Consider the following 16,496-nt stretch of genomic DNA (forward strand, 5'->3'; position numbering starts at 1 on the left):
GGTAACTGACGGGTAGCGAAATGGACCCCCGCCCGTTCATCCTCCGAATGCCGTTTGACCGAAAACTGGCCCTACGCGCTCACCTGAGCACACCTCAGGGCAAGTGAGTTCAAGTCTTGAACGCATAAAGGGTGGCACTCAGTGCCACCCTTTGAAAAGTGCAGCCGCTCGTCCGGCGCTCATCTGAGCGCAACCCCTATCAGGGGTGGCGAGAATCACGCCGTCCGAACCGGCCGTATTCCAGCATCCGGACCCTCCCGGCCCCCTGGCGGGACCCCTCCCGCGGGGCGTCCGCCGGGCCGGCCGGACGCCCGTCGTCGCACGTCAGCCGCCGGATGTGTCCAGTTCCGCCTCCGCGCCGACGACCGCCCCGCAGTCGTACGGATCCTTCAGCCACCCGTCCGGCAGGACGACCCGGTTGTTGCCCGAAGTGCGCCCCCGAGGCCCGTCCGCACCCACCGGCCAGGACTGATCCAGGTCGAGCTCGCTCAACTGAGCGCGCAGCTCATCCAGCGACGAGGTGACGGCCAGCCGCTTGCGCATCTCGGACCCGACGGCGAAGCCCTTCAGGTACCAGGCGACGTGCTTACGGAAGTCGATGACGCCCCGCGTCTCGTCCCCGATCCACTCCCCCAGCAGCTGCGCGTGCCGCACCATCACATCCGCGACCTCGCGCAGGGTCGGCGTGGCCGGCGCCCCGGTGCCCTCGAAGGCCGCGACCAGGTCGCCGAAGAGCCACGGGCGCCCCAGGCAGCCGCGGCCGACGACGACACCGTCGCACCCGGTCTCGCGCATCATCCGCAGCGCGTCGTCGGCGGACCAGATGTCGCCGTTGCCGAGCACCGGGATCTCCGGGACGTGCTCCTTAAGCCGGGCGATGGCGTCCCAGTCCGCGGTACCGCCGTAGTGCTGGGCGGCGGTGCGCCCGTGCAGGGCGATCGCCGTGACGCCCTCCTCGACCGCGATCCGGCCCGCGTCCAGGTAGGTGATGTGGTCGTCGTCGATGCCCTTGCGCATCTTCATGGTGACCGGCAGGTCCCCGGCGTTGCCCACGGCCTCGTTCAGGATGGCCCGCAGCAGCGGCCGCTTGTACGGCAGCGCGGACCCGCCGCCCTTGCGCGTGACCTTGGGCACCGGGCAGCCGAAGTTGAGGTCGATGTGGTCCGCGAGGTCCTCGTCGACGATCATCCGGACCGCCTTGCCGACGGTCACCGGGTCGACGCCGTACAGCTGGATCGACCGGGGCGTCTCCGTCGCGTCGAAGTGGATCAGCTGCATGGTCTTCTCATTGCGCTCGACCAGCGCCCGCGTCGTGATCATCTCGCTTACGAACAACCCCTTGCCGCCGCTGAACTCGCGGCACAGGGTACGGAAAGGGGCATTGGTGATGCCGGCCATGGGGGCGAGCACCACCGGCGGCTGCACGACGTGCGGCCCGATGGCGAGGGGACTGAACGCGGTCATGCCCCCCATTGTCACCCACGCCCGGAGCGGGTCGTTAGTTAGGCGTACTTTGAATACATGGCCGAGCTCACCCACCGCCGGCGGCTGCTGGTCCTCGCGATCTGCTGCATGAGCCTGCTGATCGTCAGCCTGGACAACACCGTCCTGAACGTGGCCCTGCCTTCCCTGCGCCGTGAGCTCGGCGCCGGCGTGGCGGGGATGCAGTGGACGATCGACGCCTACACGCTCGTCCTGGCCTCGCTCCTCATGCTCGCCGGCTCCACCGCCGACCGGATCGGCCGCCGCAAGGTCTTCGTCACCGGGCTGGTGCTCTTCACCCTCGGCTCGGTGCTGTGCTCCCTCGCCCCGCATCTGACCGCCCTCGTCGCCTTCCGCATGGTGCAGGCCGTCGGCGGCTCCATGCTGAACCCGGTCGCCATGTCGATCATCACCAACACCTTCACCGAGCCGCGCGCACGGGCCCGCGCCATCGGCGTCTGGGGCGGTGTCGTCGGGATCTCCATGGCGGCGGGCCCGCTGGTCGGCGGCGTCCTCACCGACACCGTCGGCTGGCGCGCGATCTTCTGGCTCAACGTCCCGATCGGTCTCACCGCCCTGCTGCTCACCCTCCGGTACGTCCCCGAGTCCCGCGCCCCGCGCCCGCGCCGCGCGGACCCGGTCGGACAGCTGCTGGTGATCGTGCTGCTCGGCTCGCTCACGTACGCGATCATCGAGTCGGACCCCCGCGTGGCCGCTCTCGCCGTGCTCGCGCTCCTCGGCCTCCTGGTGTACGAGCCCAGGCGCCCGGAGCCGCTGGTCGACCTGCGGTTCTTCCGCAGCGCGCCCTTCAGCGGGGCCACGGTGATCGCCGTCTGCGCGTTCGCCGCGCTGGCGGGGTTCCTCTTCCTCAACACCCTCTACCTGCAGGACGTGCGGGGGATGGACGCCCTGGAGGCCGGGCTCCACATGCTGCCTATGGCGGCGCTGACCTTCGTGTGCGCGCCCCTGTCGGGACGGCTGGTCGGCAGCTTCGGACCCCGCCCGTCGCTGCTGGTCGCCGGGGTGGCGATGACCGCGAGCGGGGTGCTGTTCGCCGCCTTCGGCGCGGAGAGCTCCACACCCCTCCTGTTCACCGGGTACGTGCTCTTCGGTCTCGGCTTCGGCATGGTGAACGCGCCGATCACCGACACTGCGGTCGCCGGCATGCCCCGCGAGCAGGCCGGTGTCGCGGCGGCCGTCGCCTCCACCAGCCGGCAGATCGGGCAGACGCTGGGCGTCGCGGTCATCGGCACCGTCCTGGCCTCCGGGGTCTCGCCGGCCTTCCGCGCCGAGGGCTTCGCCGCGGCGAGCCGCCCGGCCTGGTGGATCGTCGCGGCCTGCGGCCTGAGCGTCCTCGCGGTGGGCGCGGCGACGAGCGGCGCCTGGGCCCGCGGCACGGCGGAGCGGACCGCCCGCCGCCTGAAGGAGGCCGCCCGCCCCTCGGCCCGCACCGACGCCTGAACCAGGCACCCGCACCGACCGGGCCACCCGCACCGGCACCGCAACGGAGGCACCCGCGCCGGCCGGGCATGGCGCCCAGGTCCCTCCTGAGGGGCACCCGCGCCCGCCGGGCATGGCGCCCGGGTCCGTCCGGACGAGGCACCGAGCCCGGCCGGCGACGGGCCTCCTGCCGATGCGGTCCCCTGCCGGCGGGGCACCCGCGCCCGCCCGGCGGCCCGTACCGGTTTCCCCCGCCCGCGGGTGCCGGAACGGCGAGGGCCCGGACCACCCCGCGAGGGGGCGGTCCGGGCCCTGCCCGTGCGCCGTGCGACATATCGCCGTGCGCCGTTCGGAGGGACGGCCGCCGCGGTCACCCGTCCCGGCGGGGCGGCCGGTGCCGGCCGGTGTCCCGGCGGGCCGTCCCGGGGTCAGCCGGCCCGCGCCGCGTGGTGCGGCCGGCTGTCGTGCGGTCAGCTGTCCTGCTGCTGGCCCTGGGCGCGCTCGCGCATCCTGCGCACCAGCTCCTGCTTCTGGTCCTCGGCCGCCCTGCGGTCGGCGGCGCGGGCCGGGGCGGAACCCTGCTGGTCCCCCTTGGACAGCTTCCGGCGCTGTCCGCCGACACCGAGAAGGTTGTTACGGCTCTTGGCCACGGGTGTTCTCCCATCGTGCTGAGTCGATCGCATGGTCTGACGGGGAGGGCGGGCGTCGCACACGGCCCGCCGCACGCTCACTCGTAGATCTGGAAGAGCCACATGCCCCCGACGCTAACCGGCCCGGCGGCATTCCGCACCAGGTTTTTCACCCCCTCTCCCCTCGAACGACTGACAGATATTGAAATCTGTCAGTCGACAGCACATACTTGTCATTGCGTCCCCCTTCCGTACCGCTCCAGGAGAGACCCATGACCTCCCGCACCCTCCCCTCCCGCCCCCTCGGGACCACCGGCCCGCGTGTCTCGGCACTGGGCCTCGGCTGCATGGGCATGTCCGCCCTGTACGGCGAGGCCGACCGCGCCGAGTCGATCGCCACCCTCCACGCCGCCCTCGACGCCGGCGTCACGCTGCTCGACACCGGCGACTTCTACGGCATGGGCCACAACGAGCTGCTGATCAACGAGGCGCTGCGCACCGCCGGTCCCGCGGCGCGCGAGCGGGCCGTGCTCAGCGTGAAGTTCGGGGCCCTGCGGACCGTCGAGGGCGGCTTCACCGGGTACGACGGCCGTCCCGACGCGGTGAAGAACTTCGCGGCGTACTCGCTCCAGCGCCTGGGCACCGACCACATCGACGTCTACCGGCTCTCCCGGGTCGACCCGGCCGTACCGGTCGAGGAGACCGTCGGCGCCATCGCCGAGCTGGTCGAGGCCGGGCACGTGCGGCACATCGGCCTGTCCGAGGTCGGCGCCGACACCCTGCGCCGGGCCGCCGCCGTGGCGCCGATCGCCGACCTCCAGATCGAGTACTCGCTGGTCTCGCGGGGCATCGAGGACGAGATCCTGCCGACCGCCCGCGAGCTGGGCATCGGCATCACCGCGTACGGCGTGCTCTCACGCGGCCTGATCAGCGGCCACTTCACCCGCGACCGCGCGCTCCCGCCCGGCGACTTCCGCGGCATGAGCCCTCGGTTCCAGGGCGACAACCTGCGGCGCAACCTGGACCTGGTGGACCGGCTGCGCGAGGTCGCCGAGGAGCGGGGCGCCACCGTCGCCCAGACCGCCATCGCGTGGGTGCTGGCCCGGGGCGAGGACATCGTCCCGCTGATCGGCGCCCGCCGCCGCGACCGGCTGGCCGAGGCGCTGGGCGCGCTCGACGTCTTGCTCACCGCGGACGACCTGGCCGCCGTCGAGCAGGCCGTCCCGGCGGACGCGGTGGCCGGCGAGCGCTACCCGGCGGCCCAGATGGCACACCTGGACAGTGAGCGCTGACTTCGGAACGCCCCCGGCCCCGCCGGGGTACCTTCACTGTCCATGAGCACCGATGCCCTGACCCCCGACCGCATCCTCGAAGCCACCGAGGAGGTGCTGCGCCGCTACGGCCCGGGCAAGGCGACGGTGGTCGACGTGGCGCGGGCCCTCGGGGTCAGCCACGGCAGCGTCTACCGCCACTTCCGCACCAAGGCGGCGCTGCGCGAGGCGGTCACCGAGCGCTGGCTGGAGCGGACGGTGACGGAGCTCGCCCCCTTCGCCGAGGGGCCGGGACCGGCGGCCGGGCGGCTCACGGACTGGCTGTCGGCACTGTTCGCGGCCAAGCGCCGCAAGGCGGGCGGCGATCCGGAGCTGTTCGCGACGTACGAGGTGCTGATCGGCGAGGCCAGTGACGTGGTGGCCCGCCATGTGGAGCACCTGGTCGGGCAGATCGCCCGGATCCTCGAGGACGGCCATGCGCAGGGCGAGTTCGCGGACCCCGGCACCGGCTGGACCACCACGGCCCGCGCGGTGTTCGACGCCACGGACCGCTTCCACGACCCCGTGCACGCCGCCGACTGGAGCGACCCGGGCATCGACGAGGCCTTCGAGGCGGTCGTCGCCCTGCTGCTGCGCGGCCTGCGCCGCTGACCCGCGCCCCCGGCGCAGGAGAAGGCGCCCACCCGCTCAGGCGCCCACCCCGCACACACCGAAGCCCCCGGTCCTCCGAGAGGAGCCGGGGGCTTCGGGCTTGCGCGGTGCGGGACTCAGCAGCCGATCAGGCGGCTGGCGAGGTAGCCCTGGATCTGGTCCAGGGAGACGCGCTCCTGCTTCATGGTGTCGCGCTCGCGCACGGTCACCGCGTTGTCGTCGAGGGTGTCGAAGTCGACGGTCACGCAGAACGGCGTGCCGATCTCGTCCTGGCGGCGGTAGCGGCGGCCGATGGCGCCGGCGTCGTCGAAGTCGATGTTCCAGTTCTGCCGCAGGTCCGCCGCGAGGCCCTTGGCCTTCGGCGACAGCTGCGGGTTGCGGGACAGCGGCAGGACGGCGACCTTGACCGGCGCGATGCGCGGGTCGAGGCGCATGACGGTGCGCTTCTCCATGACGCCCTTGGCGTTCGGCGCCTCGTCCTCGTTGTACGCGTCGAGCAGGAACGCCAGCATCGTGCGGCCGACACCGGCGGCGGGCTCGATGACGTACGGCGTCCAGCGCTCGCCGGCCTCCTGGTCGAAGTACGACAGGTCGGTGCCCGACGCCTTGGAGTGGGCGGTCAGGTCGTAGTCGGTGCGGTTGGCGACGCCCTCCAGCTCGCCCCACTCGTTGCCGCCGAACTGGAAGCGGTACTCGATGTCGGCGGTGCGCTTGGAGTAGTGGGAGAGCTTCTCCTTGGGGTGCTCGTACCAGCGCATGTTCTCCTCACGGAGACCCAGGCCGGTGTACCAGTTCCAGCGCTGCTCCATCCAGTACTCCTGCCACTGCTCGTCCTCGCCCGGCTTGACGAAGAACTCCATCTCCATCTGCTCGAACTCGCGCGTGCGGAAGATGAAGTTGCCCGGAGTGATCTCGTTCCGGAAGGACTTGCCCATCTGCGCGATGCCGAAGGGCGGCTTGCGGCGCGACGTCTGCTGCACCTGGGCGAAGTTGGTGAAGATGCCCTGGGCCGTCTCGGGCCGCAGGTACGCGACGGAGCCGGAGTCCTGCGTCGGGCCGAGGTGCGTGGAGAGCAGGCCGGAGAACTGCTTGGGCTCGGTGAACTGGCCCTTGTTGCCGCAGTTGGGGCAGTTGACGTCCGCGAGGCCGTTCTCGGGGAGGCGGTTGTGCTTCGCCTCGTACGCCTCCTCCAGGTGGTCGGCGCGGAAGCGCTTGTGACAGGAGGTGCACTCGGTCAGCGGGTCCGTGAAGGTGGCGACGTGGCCCGAGGCCTCCCAGACCTCGGGGGCCAGGATCACCGACGAGTCGAGACCGACCACGTCCTCGCGCGAGGTGACCATGTAACGCCACCACTGGCGCTTGATGTTCTCCTTCAGCTCGACACCCAGCGGCCCGTAGTCCCAGGCGGCACGCTGTCCGCCATAGATCTCGCTGCAGGGGTAGACGAAGCCACGGCGCTTGCTCAGGCTGACGATGGTGTCGATCTTGTCGGCGGCCACGGTGCTCTCTTCATTACGGTGACGACGAACGGCGAATGCTTCAGATTAGCGGCGCGCAGTGCCCTGGGATCAAATCGGTGGGTGGCTGGGGCCACATACCACCTTTGTTGACAATCGTTTCCACTTTTGTTGAAAATGAATCCCATGAACGTACGACGCCGCCTGATATCCACCACCGCCCTCGCGGCCGCCGCGACCCTCGGCGCGGTCACGCTCTCCGCCTGCTCCGGCCCCTCCGGCGCCGCGGGGTCGAAGGAGGACGGCAAGCTGGACGTGGTGGCGTCCTTCTACCCCATGCAGTTCCTGGCCGAGCAGATCGGCGGTGACCACGTCACCGTCAACACCCTCACCAAGCCGGGCGTCGAGCCGCACGACCTGGAGCTCAAGGCCAGCCAGATCCGCGAGCTCGGCCGGGCCGACTACATCCTCTACCTCAAGGGCCTCCAGCCCGCCGTCGACGAGGCGATCCAGCAGGCGGGCGTGGAGCACACCGTCGACGCCGCGACCCTCACCGAGCTGGAGGAACACGGCACCGCGACCGGCGGCGACCACGGTCACGAAGAGGCCGGACACGAGGAAGCCGGACACGAGCACGGCGAGGGCGAGGCCGGCGCCGACCCGCACATCTGGCTGGATCCGGTGAAGTACACCGAGGTCGCCAAGGGCGTCGGCGCCTCCCTGGAGAAGGCCGACCCCGACCACGCGGCCGACTACAAGAAGAACACCGCGGAGCTGGTGAAGAAGCTCGACGCCCTCCACGGGAAGTTCGACCAGGGCCTGAAGAACACCACCACCCGCACCTTCATCACCACGCACTCCGCCTTCGGCTACCTCGCCGAGCGGTACAAGCTGGACCAGGAGGGCATCTCCGGCGTGGACCCCGAGTCCGAGCCGAGCCCCGCCCGGATCAAGGAGCTGCGCGACACCGCGAAGCGGGAGAAGGTCACCACCGTCTTCTTCGAGACGCTCGCCAGCGACAAGACCGCGAAGACCCTCGCCGGGGACGCCGGCCTGAGGACGGACGTCCTGGACCCGCTGGAGGGCATCACGGACAAGTCCAAGGGCACCGACTACATCGAGGTCATGGAGTCCAACCTCGCCGCGCTGCGGAAGGCCCTCGGCGCCAAGTGATCCGCACCACGCACGCAACGGAGGCAGCGACGTGAGCATCAGCGAGCCCGTCATATCCGTCCGCTCGGCCACCGCGACGCTCGGCTCCCGCCCCGTTCTGCGCGGCGTCGACCTCACCGTGGACCACGGTGAGGTCGTCGCCCTGCTCGGCGCCAACGGCTCGGGCAAGTCGACCGCCGTACGCTCGGTGATCGGACAGGTCCCCCTCACCGGCGGGTCCGTCTCCCTCTTCGGTACGGAGCTGAAGCGCTTCCGCGACTGGGCGCGCGTCGGCTACGTACCGCAGCGCACCACCGCCGCCAGCGGCGTGCCCGCCACCGTCCGTGAGGTGGTGTCCTCCGGGCGCCTGTCGCGGACGAAGCTGAAGTGGCCGTCGCGGGCCGACCGGGCGGCCGTGGAGCGCGCCATGGAGGTGGTCGGGCTCGCGGACCGCGCCAGGGACTCCGTCGGCGCCCTGTCCGGCGGCCAGCACCAGCGCGTGCTGATCGCCCGGGCCCTCGCCTCGGAGCCCGACCTGCTGATCATGGACGAGCCCATGGCGGGCGTCGACCTGGCCAGCCAGGAGGTCCTCGCCACGACCCTGCGCGAGCAGGTCGCGGGCGGCACGACCGTGCTGCTCGTCCTGCACGAGCTGGGCCCGCTGGAGCCGCTCATCGACCGCGCGGTCGTGCTGCGCGACGGCTGCGTCGTCCACGACGGGCCCCCGCCGCGGGCCGTCGGCCAGCACGCGCTGCCCGGCCACGACCACGTACATCCGCACGCGGCCGACGAGCCGCTCCGCACGGGACTGCTGACCTGATCATGGACCTCCTCACCGACCCCTTCATGCAGCGGGCGCTCCTCGCGGCCGTCCTGGTCGGCATCACCGCGCCCGCCGTTGGCATCCACCTGGTGCAGCGCCGGCAGGCCCTGATGGGCGACGGCATCGGGCACGTCGCCATGACCGGCGTCGGCCTGGGCTTCCTGATGTCCGCCAACCCGGTGTGGATGGCGACGCTGGTGGCCGTCGCCGGCGCGGTCACGATGGAGCTGATCCGGACGTACGGCCGCACGCGCGGCGACATCGCGCTGGCGCTGCTCTTCTACGGCGGCATGGCGGGCGGCCTGATGCTGATGAACCTGTCGCCGACGGGTTCCAACGCCAACCTCCTGTCGTACCTCTTCGGCTCCCTGTCGACGGTGTCGGACGAGGACGTCGTCGCGATCTGCGTGCTGGCGGCGTTCGTGCTGCTGGTCACCCTCGGGCTGCGCCGCCAGCTGTTCGCGGTCAGCCAGGACGAGGAGTTCGCGCGGGTCACCGGCCTGCCGGTGCGCACGCTGAACCTGCTGGTCGCGATCACCGCCGCGGTGACCGTGACGGTCGCGATGCGGGTCGTCGGGCTGCTGCTGGTCAGCGCGCTGATGGTGGTCCCGGTGGCGGCGGCGCAGCAGCTCACCCGCAGCTTCCGCACGACGTTCGTCGTCGCGGTGCTGATCGGTACGGGTGTGACGCTGGCCGGCACGGTCACGACGTACTACAACGACGTGCCGCCGGGCGCGACGATCGTGCTGCTGGCGATCGCGGTGTTCATCTCGCTGACGGCCCTGGCCACCCCGCTGGCCCGGCGGCGGGCGCGGGCGGCGGAACGGCGGGATCCGGAGAGCTGCGACCTGGAGGTCGCCCCGGCGCGGGACGCCGAGGTGACGAAGGGCTGAGCACGGTCTGCCGGGCCCCGCCGGGCGGCCTGGCAGAATGGCCCGACGGACTTTCGAGCGGGCCGAGGCTAAGGAGGCACCTGTGGCGACGGCTGGACCTACCGGCGTGCGCGGCCGGTCGACGCGGCAGCGAGCGGCCGTGTCGGCGGCGCTGAACGAGGTGGACGAGTTCCGCAGCGCGCAGGAGCTGCACGACATGCTGAAGCACCGCGGCGATTCGGTGGGGCTGACCACGGTCTACCGCACCCTGCAGTCGCTCGCCGACGCGGGCGAGGTCGACGTACTGCGCACCAGCGACGGCGAGGCGGTGTACCGCCGCTGCTCGTCGGGCGAGCACCACCACCACCTGGTGTGCCGCGTCTGCGGCAAGGCGGTGGAGGTCGAGGGCCCCGCCGTCGAGGAGTGGGCGGAGGCGATCGCGGCCGAGCACGGCTTCGTGAACGTGGCGCACACCGTGGAGATCTTCGGCACCTGCACGGAGTGCGCGGCCACCCTGGAGAGCGGCGCCTGAGGCGTGAGGGAAAGGGAGGGGCCCGCGTCCGCACCGGACGCGGGCCCCTTTTCTTGCGTTCCGGGCTCCGGGACGCCGGGTCAGGCCGCGGGCCCGGCGTCGCCCTCCGGGCGGCCCTGCATCGCCAGCAGTTCCTCGTTCGGGATCGCGCCGCCGAAGCGGCGGTCGCGCTGGGCGAACTCCAGGCACGCCCGCCACAGGTCACGGCGGTCGAAGTCGGGCCAGAGCACGTCCTGGAAGACCATCTCGGCGTAGGCGCTCTGCCACAGCAGGTAGTTGGAGGTGCGCTGCTCGCCGCTCGGCCGCAGGAAGAGGTCGACGTCCGGCATGTCCGGGTAGTACAGGTACTTCTGGATCGTCTTCTCGCTGACCTTCGACGGGTCGAGCTTCCCCGCCTTCACGTCCTCCGCGATCTTCTGCATGGCGTCCGCGAGCTCCGCCCGCCCGCCGTAGTTCATGCAGAAGTACAGCGTCAGCCGGTCGTTGTCCTTGGTCTGCTCCTGGGCGATCTGGAGCTCCCTGGCCACCGACTTCCACAGCTTGGGCATGCGGCCCACCCAGCGCACCCGGATGCCCAGCTCGTCGAGCTGGTCGCGGGTCTTGCGGATGAAGTCCCGGTTGAAGTTCATCAGGAAGCGGACCTCGTCCGGCGAGCGCTTCCAGTTCTCGGTGGAGAAGGCGTACAGCGAGATCGACCCGACGCCCATCTCGACGGCGCCCTGGAGCACGTCCAGCACCCGCTCGGCGCCGACCTTGTGGCCCTCGGTGCGCGGCAGGCCGCGGTCCTTCGCCCAGCGGCCGTTGCCGTCCATGACGATCGCCACGTGCTTGGGCACCAGTTCGCCGGGGATCTTCGGCGGGCGCGCGCCCGACGGGTGCGGCTCGGGCTGCTTGTAGTCGCGGCGGGACCGGCCCAGGAATCCGCGTCGTGCCATGCGCTCCATCTCCTACTTCCTCGTCTTCACTTCTCCACGTACCGGAGGGAGCGCAGCCCCCGCTCCAGGTGCCAGTGCAGATACGCGGACACCAGTCCGCTCCCCTCCCGGACGTGGCGCGGCTCGCACGCGTCCGCCGTCTCCCAGTCCCCGGTCAGCAGCGCGCTCAGCAGGCCTACGGCCTCCGCAGAGGGTACGACGCTGCCGGGCACCCGGCAGTCACCGCATATGACCCCGCCCGCCCCGACCGAGAAGAACCGGTTCGGCCCGGGCATCCCGCACCGTGCGCAGTCCTCGAAGGACGGCGCGTAGCCGTTGACCGCGAGGGACCGCAGCAGGAACGCGTCGAGGATCAGGTTCGGCGCGTGCTCACCGCGCGAGAGGGTCCGCAGCGCGCCGATGAGCAGCAGGTACTGCTGGACCGCCGGCTCGCCCTCGTGGTCGGTGAACCGCTCGGCGGTCTCCAGCATGGCCGTCCCCGCCGTGTAGCGGGCGTAGTCGCTGACGATCCCGCTGCCGTACGGGGCGATGGTCTCGCTCTGCGTGCACAGCGGCAGTCCGCGCCCGACGAGCTCGCTGCCCCGCGCGAAGAACTGCACGTCGACGTGCGAGAACGGCTCCAGCCGGGCCCCGAACTTCGACTTCGTCCGCCGCACGCCCCGGGCGACGGCCCGCACGCGCCCGTGCCCGCGGGTCAGGATCGTGATGATGCGATCCGCCTCGCCGAGCTTCTGGGTGCGCAGCACGATGCCGTCGTCGCGGAACAGGGTCATGGGCCCATTCTCCCGTACGCGGCGGGTGAGGGCGGCACGGTCCCCCGCAGCGCGGGAAGGGCCCGGCGTACCGGACCGGGGCGGCGGGGCGGACGGGCCCCGGAGCATCACGGCACCTCTCCGCGGCTGCGCGCGTTCGCGTACGCCGTCGCCGCTCTGAGCCGCTCCGAGTCCGTCGCCGGACGCACCCCCTCCGGCGGGCACTCCCACTCGCGCCCGCCCCCGAAGGGTCTCAGCTGGAGGTAGGGGCCCACGTGCCCCATCACGCGCCCCACGCGCCCGCTGCTGATCTCCACCACGTACGACCCGACCGGCAGGTTCATCACCGGCTCCCTTCCCCCGGCAGGACGGCCGCCAGGCGGCGTGCCGTCTCCACCGTGCAACGTCCCAGCTCGACCAGCGGCCGCGGCGGCTCCGCGACACAGGTGACGGGGTCCAACCCCAGGGACGGAAGCTTGATTCCCACCCTTTCGAGCGCCGCACGCAATTCCGCCACCGCCTCCTTCGCCACTTCGACGGTTCCCGCCGACGACCGCTTCGCTTCTTCCTTCACCGACCCTGTCCTTTCCGAATCCATTTCGCGCTTTCTGCCCCCATGGTGGGGCCGCATCCGTAACATCGGCAGATGCGCGAGCGCTACAAGCGCGCGGCTGCACAGGGGAGTTAATCCATGGCCAAAGCAGGGTCGTCACGGCAGGCCGCATGGGAGTTCTACGGCACGGAGCTCAAGCGCCGCCGGGAAGCCGCCGGAATGACGCAACAGGGGCTGGGCCAGCGGGTGTTCGTCTCCGGCGGATACATCGGTCAATTCGAACAGGCCATCCGGAAACCGCAGATCGACGTGGCGCAGCGGATCGATGAAGTGCTGCAAACCGATGGTTTTTTCGAGCGGATGTGCCGGAAGCTGATCCATGGTTCGCCGTATGCGGAATATTTCCGGGCCGTCGCGGAGTTGGAGGCGCTCGCCACGCGGATCTGCGAGTTCGCCCCCACGGTGGTGCCGGGGCTGCTGCAGACGGCCGCGTATGCGCGGGCGGTCACGGTCGCGGCCAATCCGTTCGTCCCCGAGGAGTACGTGGAGGAGAAGGTGACCGCCCGGCTGGAACGGGCGCGGATCCTCACGGACGCTACACGGCCCGAGTATTGGGTGACCCTGCACGAGAACGTGCTGCGCGTCCCGGTGGGCGGCCCGGGGGCGATGGCGGTGCAGCTGGAGCACATCGCGGCGCTGGCGCGCGAGCGCACCGCGCTGGTGACGGTGCTCCCCCGCACGGCAGGAGCGCACGCCTCCATGGACGGATCTCTACGCCTGATGGAGTTCGAGGACGCGCCTCCCACCGCGTATACGGAGACGTCGTTTTCGGGTTCATTGCTGGACGATCCGGTGGTGGTGAAGCGGGCACAGCGCGCCTACGATCTGGTCAGGGTCGCCGCGTTGTCGCCGGAGGCGTCCCTGGCCCTGATCGAGTCGGCGGCTGAGGACTACAGACCATGCGCGAGTACGACCTGAGCACCGCCCGCTGGCGCAAGAGCTCCTACAGCAACGGCGAGGGCGGCAACTGCGTCGAGGTGGCGTACGGCTTCCCCGGCGCCGCCCCCTGGCGCAAGAGTTCGTACAGCAACGGCGAAGGTGGCGACTGCGTCGAAGTCCGCGACGACGTGCCCGGTCTCGTCCCCGTGCGGGACAGCAAGGACCCGGCCGGTCCCGTGCTCATGGTCACGGGACCGGCGTGGCAGACCTTCGTGCGCAGCCTCGGTCACGGCCCGCTCAGCTGATGGTGACGACGCGCGCCCACGGCGGCGGGGCGTCCGGGACGTAATCGGGGTCCTCCTCGTCCACGGCGCGGGCGGGGCGGGGGAAGAGACCGACGACCGTGCGGCAGGGCGGCTGCGCCGAGGGCCACGGGGTCTGGCCGTCCGTCAGGGCGACGATCACGTCCGGGCGGGGCCGCGAGCGCAGGGCGCGGTCGAAACCGGAGCGGAGGTCCGTCCCTCCGCCGCCGATCAGCTCGATGTTCTCGGCCCGGCACAGCGGGACGGCGACTCCGGCCGCCGCGTCACAGGAGATCACCGAGACCAGGTCGCGCCGGCCGCCCACCGCCCGCGAGATCGCCGCCACCTCCAGCAGGGCGCTGCCCAGCTCGGCGTCGCTCACCGACCCGGAGGTGTCGATCACGACGCAGACCCGGGGCGGCGTACGGCGCAGGCTCGGCAGCACCACGCCGGGGACGGCGGCCGAGCGCCGGGACGGGCGGCGGAAGGTGTGGTTCTCGCCCGCTCCGGGCGCACCGGCCGCCGAGCGGACCGCCGCCCCGAGCAACTGGCGCCACGGCTGCGGCGGATGGAACGCCTCCTCCGCCCACCGGCGCCACCCGTCCGGAGCCTCGCCCGGCCGGCCCTTGATGCCCTCGGCGACCCGGAAGCGGACCGCGTCCTGCTGCTGGCGGCTCAGCCCGTGCGCTCCGTCGGGTTCCAGCTCCCACGGCCGGTGGTGCCCGTCGGCGCCGCTGCCGCAGTCCAGCCAGGCCAGGTCGGCGGTGAGCCCGGACATCGACGCCGTACGCAGGTACTCCTCCATGAGCAGTCCCTCGGGCAGCCGCAGCAGCGACGGCAGCACCGCTCCGGCGGGCCGGGGCAGGCCGTCACCGTAGATGTCGTCGTTGATCTCGAAGTCGGCGGCGATGTTCCGGCGCAGCCGCTCGCCCGGCCCGTGCTCGTCGTGCTCCCGCGCCCACCGCTCGCCACGTCCGTGGTGGTCGCGCAGCAGGTGGGAGACCTCGTGCACCCAGACGCCCGCCAGGTCGCCCACCGGGGTGCGCTCCACGAAGCCGGGTGAGACGTAGCAGCGCCAGTGCGCGTCCACCGCCATCGTCGGCACCGAGCGGTCCTCCACCACGTGCAGCGCGAAGAGGGCGGCGGCCAGGTAGGGGCGGACCTTGACCGCGTGCAGCCGGGCGGCCAGCAGCTTCTCCCTGTCCAGCCGGAGGCCGGGCCGGTCGTGCGGCCCGCCGGGGGCGGCCGGCGGGCCGGGCACGCCGGCCCGTGCCGGGCGCGGCGGTGCGGGCGGGAGCATCGGGCGGGGCAGCGGCCGTGGCCCCGGGCGCTTGGCGGGGCCGGTCATCGGCCCGCCACCGTGCGCCGGGAGCCGGCGGCGGCCGCGGCCCGCTCCACCGACCGGTCGGCGCGCCGGGCCAGGCCCACCACCGACGTCAGCCGCTCCACGGCCTCCGGCACCTCCCAGTCGTCGCGCCGCAGCGCGGCCAGCGCCGTGGCCGGGGCGACCAGCAGGTCGGCGGCGCCGGTCTCCAGCGCCCGGACGAGGACGGCCCAGCCGGCCTCCCACCGCGCCCGTTCGGGGCGGGCCCCGACGGCGGCGACCACCGCCTCCAGCGCGGCCTGGCGCAGGTCGCCCCGCTCCGGCAGCTCGGCGGCGGCGGGATCGGCCAGCAGCGTCTCGGGGTCCGGCAGGTCCATCCGGTCCAGGTGCGCGAGGAGTTCGAGCCCGGGCCCGTCCCCGACCGCCCCCCGCACCAGCAGCGCCAGCACCTCCCGGGAGACGCCGGCCGCCGTGCCGAAAGCGAGCAGGGTCAGCGCGGCCTCCCAGCTGCGCGGCGAGGGCCAGGCACCGCCGCGCCGCGTCTCGGAGGTCGGCAGCCGGTGGATCAGCGTCGGCCGGGCCTCCAGGAAGCCGCAGACCGCGCGCCGGGCGAAGGCCACCGCCTCCGTCAGCCGCTCCGGTGCCAGCCGGGGCAGCTCCGCACGGGGCCAGACCCCGCCCAGCCCGCGCACCACCACCTCCCGGTCGTGCACCCAGTACAGGTGCACGAACCGGTTGGCCAGCGGCGGGCTCAGCTCCCACCCGTCCGCCGCCGACGCGCGCGGATTGGCGGCGGCCACGATGCGCACCCCGGGCGGCAGTTGCAGCGACCCGACCCTGCGCTCCAGGACGACCCGGAGCAGTGCGGCCTGGACGGCCGGGGTGGCGGTGGACAGTTCGTCCAGGAAGAGCAGCCCCCGCCCGGCCCGTACGAGCTCCACGGCCCACTGAGGGGGTGCCATCGGCACGCCGAGTACCTCCGGGTCGTCGCCCACGACGGGCAGCCCGGAGAAGTCGGTCGGCTCGTGGACGCTGGCGATCACGGTGGTCAGCGGCAGGTCGAGGGAGGCGGCGAGCTGCGTCAGGGCCGCGGTCTTGCCGATGCCCGGCTCACCCCACAGCAGCACGGGCAGGTCGGCCGCGACGGCGAGGGTGAGCGCTTCGAGCTGCTCGTCGGGGCGCGGCTCGGTGGTGGTGGTGCGCAGGAGGGCCAGCAGGTCGCCGGCGAGGGCGAGCCGGCTGCCGGCCGGCGAAGCGCCGGCGGGAGCGGCGGGGGCGGGAGCGGAGGGGGCGGCGGGCAGGAGGGTGCCGGAGGTCATGGGTGATCACCTGGGTGTGTGTCGGAGGGGGACGGGTCGGCCCGTCCCGGGAGGTCATGGGCG

Annotated in this window: 18 protein-coding genes; 9 read left to right on the forward strand and 9 right to left on the reverse strand. The window is 72.4% G+C overall.

Features of this window, described 5'->3' with window-relative positions:
• Nucleotides 1-324: 324 nt before the first annotated feature.
• Nucleotides 325-1,464, reverse strand: coding sequence for a tRNA dihydrouridine synthase DusB (gene dusB / locus ACIA79_RS01600; RefSeq protein WP_399425954.1), 1,140 nt, complete (start codon nt 1,462-1,464; stop codon nt 325-327).
• Nucleotides 1,465-1,521: 57 nt separating this feature from the next.
• On the opposite strand from dusB, the gene ACIA79_RS01605 reads away from it, so the two are divergent.
• On the forward strand, nt 1,522-2,943 hold the full coding sequence (locus ACIA79_RS01605) for an MFS transporter (protein ID WP_399425956.1): 1,422 nt from the start codon (nt 1,522-1,524) through the stop codon (nt 2,941-2,943).
• A 449-nt stretch (nt 2,944-3,392) separates the two neighbouring features.
• Here ACIA79_RS01605 and ACIA79_RS01610 read toward each other — a convergent pair whose 3' ends face one another.
• Nucleotides 3,393-3,572 (reverse strand): DUF6243 family protein, encoded by a 180-nt coding sequence (locus tag ACIA79_RS01610; RefSeq protein WP_399425957.1) that lies wholly within the window; start codon nt 3,570-3,572, stop codon nt 3,393-3,395.
• A 251-nt stretch (nt 3,573-3,823) separates the two neighbouring features.
• On the opposite strand from ACIA79_RS01610, the gene ACIA79_RS01615 reads away from it, so the two are divergent.
• Together ACIA79_RS01615 and ACIA79_RS01620 are read left to right on the forward strand one after the other, a co-directional pair.
• Nucleotides 3,824-4,843 carry an aldo/keto reductase gene (locus tag ACIA79_RS01615; RefSeq protein WP_399425959.1) on the forward strand — a complete coding sequence of 340 codons (1,020 nt, stop codon included), beginning with the start codon at nt 3,824-3,826 and terminating at the stop codon, nt 4,841-4,843.
• 42 nt (nt 4,844-4,885) lie between these two features.
• Nucleotides 4,886-5,473 carry a TetR/AcrR family transcriptional regulator gene (locus ACIA79_RS01620; RefSeq protein WP_399425961.1) on the forward strand — a complete coding sequence of 196 codons (588 nt, stop codon included), beginning with the start codon at nt 4,886-4,888 and terminating at the stop codon, nt 5,471-5,473.
• A gap of 116 nt (nt 5,474-5,589) precedes the next feature.
• On the opposite strand, the gene ACIA79_RS01625 is transcribed toward ACIA79_RS01620, so the two are convergent.
• Entirely contained in the window at nt 5,590-6,972 is a 1,383-nt protein-coding gene (locus ACIA79_RS01625; RefSeq protein ID WP_399425963.1) for a glycine--tRNA ligase, read from the reverse strand.
• A gap of 144 nt (nt 6,973-7,116) precedes the next feature.
• On the opposite strand from ACIA79_RS01625, the gene ACIA79_RS01630 reads away from it, so the two are divergent.
• The 4 genes from ACIA79_RS01630 (at nt 7,117) to ACIA79_RS01645 (ending at nt 10,309) form a co-directional block, all read left to right on the forward strand.
• Nucleotides 7,117-8,103 (forward strand): metal ABC transporter substrate-binding protein, encoded by a 987-nt coding sequence (locus tag ACIA79_RS01630; RefSeq protein WP_399425965.1) that lies wholly within the window; start codon nt 7,117-7,119, stop codon nt 8,101-8,103.
• A 31-nt stretch (nt 8,104-8,134) separates the two neighbouring features.
• Nucleotides 8,135-8,902 carry a metal ABC transporter ATP-binding protein gene (locus ACIA79_RS01635; protein ID WP_399425967.1) on the forward strand — a complete coding sequence of 256 codons (768 nt, stop codon included), beginning with the start codon at nt 8,135-8,137 and terminating at the stop codon, nt 8,900-8,902.
• 2 nt (nt 8,903-8,904) lie between these two features.
• On the forward strand, nt 8,905-9,798 hold the full coding sequence (locus tag ACIA79_RS01640; protein ID WP_399425969.1) for a metal ABC transporter permease: 894 nt from the start codon (nt 8,905-8,907) through the stop codon (nt 9,796-9,798).
• Between the two features lie 82 nt (nt 9,799-9,880).
• Nucleotides 9,881-10,309: a Fur family transcriptional regulator gene (locus ACIA79_RS01645; protein ID WP_031070275.1), complete on the forward strand. Its 429-nt coding sequence runs from the start codon at nt 9,881-9,883 to the stop codon at nt 10,307-10,309.
• Nucleotides 10,310-10,389: 80 nt separating this feature from the next.
• Here the strand turns inward: ACIA79_RS01645 and ACIA79_RS01650 are convergent, their stop codons facing one another.
• The 4 genes from ACIA79_RS01650 to ACIA79_RS01665 form a co-directional block, all read right to left on the reverse strand.
• Entirely contained in the window at nt 10,390-11,244 is an 855-nt protein-coding gene (locus ACIA79_RS01650) for an isoprenyl transferase (RefSeq protein WP_399425970.1), read from the reverse strand.
• Between the two features lie 26 nt (nt 11,245-11,270).
• Nucleotides 11,271-12,017: a DNA repair protein RecO gene (recO, locus tag ACIA79_RS01655; RefSeq protein ID WP_031070279.1), complete on the reverse strand. Its 747-nt coding sequence runs from the start codon at nt 12,015-12,017 to the stop codon at nt 11,271-11,273.
• A 107-nt stretch (nt 12,018-12,124) separates the two neighbouring features.
• The gene (locus ACIA79_RS01660) at nt 12,125-12,340 is read right to left on the reverse strand and encodes a hypothetical protein (protein ID WP_399425972.1); all 216 of its coding nucleotides are present in this window, start codon (nt 12,338-12,340) and stop codon (nt 12,125-12,127) included.
• Nucleotides 12,340-12,570, reverse strand: coding sequence for a hypothetical protein (locus ACIA79_RS01665; RefSeq protein ID WP_399425974.1), 231 nt, complete (start codon nt 12,568-12,570; stop codon nt 12,340-12,342). Before ACIA79_RS01665 ends, ACIA79_RS01660 begins: the two co-directional genes overlap by 1 nt.
• 117 nt (nt 12,571-12,687) lie before the next feature.
• Between ACIA79_RS01665 and ACIA79_RS01670 the strand changes: the two genes are divergently transcribed.
• Nucleotides 12,688-13,527: a helix-turn-helix domain-containing protein gene (locus ACIA79_RS01670; protein WP_399425976.1), complete on the forward strand. Its 840-nt coding sequence runs from the start codon at nt 12,688-12,690 to the stop codon at nt 13,525-13,527.
• Entirely contained in the window at nt 13,509-13,793 is a 285-nt protein-coding gene (locus tag ACIA79_RS01675; protein ID WP_399425979.1) for a DUF397 domain-containing protein, read from the forward strand. Before ACIA79_RS01670 ends, ACIA79_RS01675 begins: the two co-directional genes overlap by 19 nt.
• Here ACIA79_RS01675 and ACIA79_RS01680 read toward each other — a convergent pair.
• Both ACIA79_RS01680 and ACIA79_RS01685 read right to left on the reverse strand, forming a co-directional pair.
• Nucleotides 13,786-15,138, reverse strand: coding sequence for a VWA-like domain-containing protein (locus tag ACIA79_RS01680; protein ID WP_399425981.1), 1,353 nt, complete (start codon nt 15,136-15,138; stop codon nt 13,786-13,788). The genes ACIA79_RS01675 and ACIA79_RS01680 overlap by 8 nt on opposite strands.
• A complete protein-coding gene (locus ACIA79_RS01685) occupies nt 15,135-16,433 on the reverse strand; it encodes an AAA family ATPase (RefSeq protein WP_399425983.1) in 1,299 nt (432 codons plus the stop codon). The genes ACIA79_RS01680 and ACIA79_RS01685 overlap by 4 nt, the downstream gene beginning before the upstream one ends.
• Between the last annotated feature and the right edge of the window lie 63 nt (nt 16,434-16,496).

This window comes from Streptomyces sp. NPDC051310 (assembly GCF_044455245.1).
GTDB lineage: Bacteria > Actinomycetota > Actinomycetes > Streptomycetales > Streptomycetaceae > Streptomyces.

What these genes read in the sequence shown, in the direction of transcription:
- dusB (WP_399425954.1), bottom strand. Translation starts at nt 1,464, where the DNA reads ATGACCGCGTTCAGTCCCCTCGCCATCGGGCCGCACGTCGTGCAGCCG.
- ACIA79_RS01605 (WP_399425956.1), top strand. Translation starts at nt 1,522, where the DNA reads ATGGCCGAGCTCACCCACCGCCGGCGGCTGCTGGTCCTCGCGATCTGC.
- ACIA79_RS01615 (WP_399425959.1), top strand. Translation starts at nt 3,824, where the DNA reads ATGACCTCCCGCACCCTCCCCTCCCGCCCCCTCGGGACCACCGGCCCG.
- ACIA79_RS01620 (WP_399425961.1), top strand. Translation starts at nt 4,886, where the DNA reads ATGAGCACCGATGCCCTGACCCCCGACCGCATCCTCGAAGCCACCGAG.
- ACIA79_RS01630 (WP_399425965.1), top strand. Translation starts at nt 7,117, where the DNA reads ATGAACGTACGACGCCGCCTGATATCCACCACCGCCCTCGCGGCCGCC.
- ACIA79_RS01640 (WP_399425969.1), top strand. Translation starts at nt 8,905, where the DNA reads ATGGACCTCCTCACCGACCCCTTCATGCAGCGGGCGCTCCTCGCGGCC.
- ACIA79_RS01650 (WP_399425970.1), bottom strand. Translation starts at nt 11,244, where the DNA reads ATGGCACGACGCGGATTCCTGGGCCGGTCCCGCCGCGACTACAAGCAG.
- recO (WP_031070279.1), bottom strand. Translation starts at nt 12,017, where the DNA reads ATGACCCTGTTCCGCGACGACGGCATCGTGCTGCGCACCCAGAAGCTC.
- ACIA79_RS01660 (WP_399425972.1), bottom strand. Translation starts at nt 12,340, where the DNA reads ATGAACCTGCCGGTCGGGTCGTACGTGGTGGAGATCAGCAGCGGGCGC.
- ACIA79_RS01670 (WP_399425976.1), top strand. Translation starts at nt 12,688, where the DNA reads ATGGCCAAAGCAGGGTCGTCACGGCAGGCCGCATGGGAGTTCTACGGC.
- ACIA79_RS01675 (WP_399425979.1), top strand. Translation starts at nt 13,509, where the DNA reads ATGCGCGAGTACGACCTGAGCACCGCCCGCTGGCGCAAGAGCTCCTAC.
- ACIA79_RS01680 (WP_399425981.1), bottom strand. Translation starts at nt 15,138, where the DNA reads ATGACCGGCCCCGCCAAGCGCCCGGGGCCACGGCCGCTGCCCCGCCCG.
- ACIA79_RS01685 (WP_399425983.1), bottom strand. Translation starts at nt 16,433, where the DNA reads ATGACCTCCGGCACCCTCCTGCCCGCCGCCCCCTCCGCTCCCGCCCCC.